The sequence below is a fragment of the Vibrio sp. M260118 genome (assembly GCF_036533755.1).
Classification (GTDB): Bacteria; Pseudomonadota; Gammaproteobacteria; order Enterobacterales; family Vibrionaceae; genus Vibrio.
Map to the genome: position 1 here is coordinate 1 of NZ_JATABG010000425.1, position 2,693 is coordinate 2,693.

At 43.5% G+C, this 2,693-nt stretch carries 3 protein-coding genes; 1 reads left to right on the forward strand and 2 read right to left on the reverse strand.

Features of this window, described 5'->3' with window-relative positions; genetic code table 11:
- Together QTO00_RS17825 and QTO00_RS17830 are read right to left on the reverse strand one after the other, a co-directional pair.
- On the reverse strand, nt 1-1,237 hold a 1,237-nt coding region (locus tag QTO00_RS17825), incomplete at its 3' end, for a sensor domain-containing diguanylate cyclase (protein ID WP_331425973.1).
- Between the two features lie 98 nt (nt 1,238-1,335).
- Complete coding sequence (locus tag QTO00_RS17830) at nt 1,336-1,905, reverse strand: hypothetical protein (RefSeq protein WP_038201368.1); 570 nt, start codon at nt 1,903-1,905, stop codon at nt 1,336-1,338.
- Nucleotides 1,906-1,960: 55 nt separating this feature from the next.
- Here QTO00_RS17830 and QTO00_RS17835 point away from each other — a divergent pair, with 55 nt between their 5' ends.
- The gene (locus QTO00_RS17835) at nt 1,961-2,629 is read left to right on the forward strand and encodes a hypothetical protein (protein WP_331425974.1); all 669 of its coding nucleotides are present in this window, start codon (nt 1,961-1,963) and stop codon (nt 2,627-2,629) included.
- Nucleotides 2,630-2,693: the final 64 nt, after the last annotated feature.

Genomic DNA, 2,693 nt, shown 5'->3' on the forward strand with positions numbered 1-2,693 from the left:
CCTCTTTGAGTAGCTTATCCCCATGCAGATGTCCCATCGAATCGTTGATCACTTTAAATCGGTCAAGGTCGATAAAAAGAATTGAGAAGCCTGTCGATGTACCTTGTTCTAGTTGCTTTAGTTGTTTTTCGACCTCATCACTTAGTGCTGCCCTATTGCTTAAACCGGTCAAACTATCTCTGACGGCTTGGATTGCTAGGGTACGGGTTTTCTCTTCGATTAGCCTATCTGAAACTTTTAGTCGGCTGGCGTAAAAATTGCCAGCAACAGTAATTGAGCTAGTCAGCAATAGGATAAGAAGTACGGCAGCGGGACCATAGAGGGTAGTACCGTCATTACTGTCCATTTTTGACATCGATAATGTCCACTCATTATTGAACAATGGGACAGGAAATGTATGGGAGAGTGAGACAAGTCTTGTTCCTATGCCGCCTTCTTTTAGGGTGGTGTTTAGATGAGATTCAAATGCGAGGATTTGATACGGTTGGATGTTGACTGTAATTTCCGTTGTCGCTGAATTTGTTTGCCGTTGCCAGATCTCTCCCAGTAGTTCATGAAATAGCACTTTAGCGACGATCACACCCTGCAACATACCTTGGTTAGAATATTGTGGCAGAACGAGGTAGGCCGTTAACTGTTGTTCTTCTATAAAGTTTACCACCCCGATGCGGTTTGTTGTTATGGCTCGTGAAATAGCGCTGACCAGTTGCTTGTCGCTCTCAAGTCGAAACCCTATCTCGTCACTTGCTTCGAACAAAGAGGAGACGGAGAGTATGGGAAGCGTTTGATTGGTTAGAAACCAAGCGTCTGTTTTGTCCTCTGATAAAGGCGGTGTAACTTGATACCCTAAAAAGCCTTGTTGCTGAGCAAGTTTTTCGAATTGAGTCACTTTGTCTTTCGACACAACAGGTGCCCAAACAATAGATTGAACGCCGGTCAGTTGCGTCGCTTGTTGAGAAAAGTAATCTTCAAACTGTTGTGGGCTAGGTTGATTGCCGTTCGATATGAAAGCCCGCGTTGAATAAAGAAGCCCTTTTATTGAGTTTAGAGATTGATTAAGGGTTTGAATTTGGTTATTGAGTTGTGCCGTTAGCTGGCTGTTGAGCTTTTGGGTCTCGTAATAGTAAACCGTATAGTAGCTCCCTGCCGCAAGGGCAGAACCAATAAACCAAATAAGGGCATTGCATTTAATAGATAGAGCGAGTTTCAAAGTAGATATAGTGGTGATGAGTGACACATGGACAAATGGTAACGATTATTGGTATTAATGCAAATGATAATTGATATCAAATAAGTAAAAGGGCAAAAGTTGGCTGCTACAGAGAGGGCCGGTGCTTATGGAGAGGCCTGATTGGGTTTTGCACTTTCTATTGCTAGCCGCTCCCGCTCATATCGAGATTCCAATACTTTAAGTTTGTTGAGCAATGCTTCAATGTCTGCCTTTAATGCCCGATTAAGTTGCGAATAGTTTGTACTGGCAATAACGTTAGTTTGGTTGCCAGTGCGCTGGCAGTGTTTGCTTAAGTCGAGCCAATGGGATTGTTGTGTTTCAGCTTTAGCTAGCATGGGTTCAAGCAATACTCTTTCTTCTTTGATCCGCTTTACTACTTCCTGTGAAGCGTCTGCTTGAGATTGAATTTGTTCTTGAAAGCGGTTGTTTCTGCTCTGCCATAGGGCTTGCAGTTCATCTTGAGTAAATTGCTGATATAAAAAAGGTTGGGCTTGGTGAATTTGTAAGAATTCGTTGAAACGTGTAGCGTGATGGTTGTACACCTGTTCTAAATCGTGCTGAAGTTTGAGGACGCGATTCCAAGATTTTTCATCACAATGCGCACTATTTACTTGCCAAGGTAAAGTGATCAGCAATGATGCCGCTATAGTTATATGAATACTGTGCCATTTCATTGTTATGCTAGTGGAGTTTGCAACTTTTTAAGTATAGGAAAAGAATCAAGACGATATGAAAAAAGTCATCATGCTTCTCCTTCTGTTGGTCGGGATCGGCTGTGCAGCGGGTGGTTACTACATCTTCTACTACAAACCTCAACAGGATGCGCTTGAAGTGGATCAGGTTGAAGAGGAGAAGCCGATGGAGCCGCTTCAATTGGTCGAGGAAGAGGAAGAAGTGCCACCTCCGCCGCCAGTGACTGATTATTACGTTAGCCCAACTAAGCTAGGCGTTCGTGAAGCACCAGACTCTTCAGCGTTCATTGAAAGCGTGGTTTACCGTGGCGATAAGTTGCATATCCTCGAAAAGCGTGATGGCTGGGGTAGGATCTCTCCTTACTACGTTTATGAAGAGGGGGGGCCTCAAGTGGCAGAATGGGTGCCTATGGAGGCTCTGCTCGAGGTGGCGCCGACGATTACTAAAGAAGAACGTATCGAAACGGTGACCGCCTATATCGAAGAGTCGGATGATTTTAAGCAACACTTTGAGATGTTTATTAAAACCACTGATGAGTTGCTGAAAGATGGGACGTGTACGCCAGAAGACTTTGAAGAAACGCAAGGGTGGATACGTTCGGTCACTTTTGAAGAGATTGATGCTTATTTCGTTTATTGCGGTGGTTTAAAGCAGGCTAACAAGATCTACCTTGATGTGCAGACAGGTAAGATTTTTTATCGCTAGTATGTCTTATTCCAGTATTGGAATATTAGCTTTTAGATCATTTTAGTTGTCCGCTTAACAGCAA

What these genes read in the sequence shown, in the direction of transcription:
- QTO00_RS17830 (WP_038201368.1), bottom strand. Translation starts at nt 1,905, where the DNA reads ATGAAATGGCACAGTATTCATATAACTATAGCGGCATCATTGCTGATC.
- QTO00_RS17835 (WP_331425974.1), top strand. Translation starts at nt 1,961, where the DNA reads ATGAAAAAAGTCATCATGCTTCTCCTTCTGTTGGTCGGGATCGGCTGT.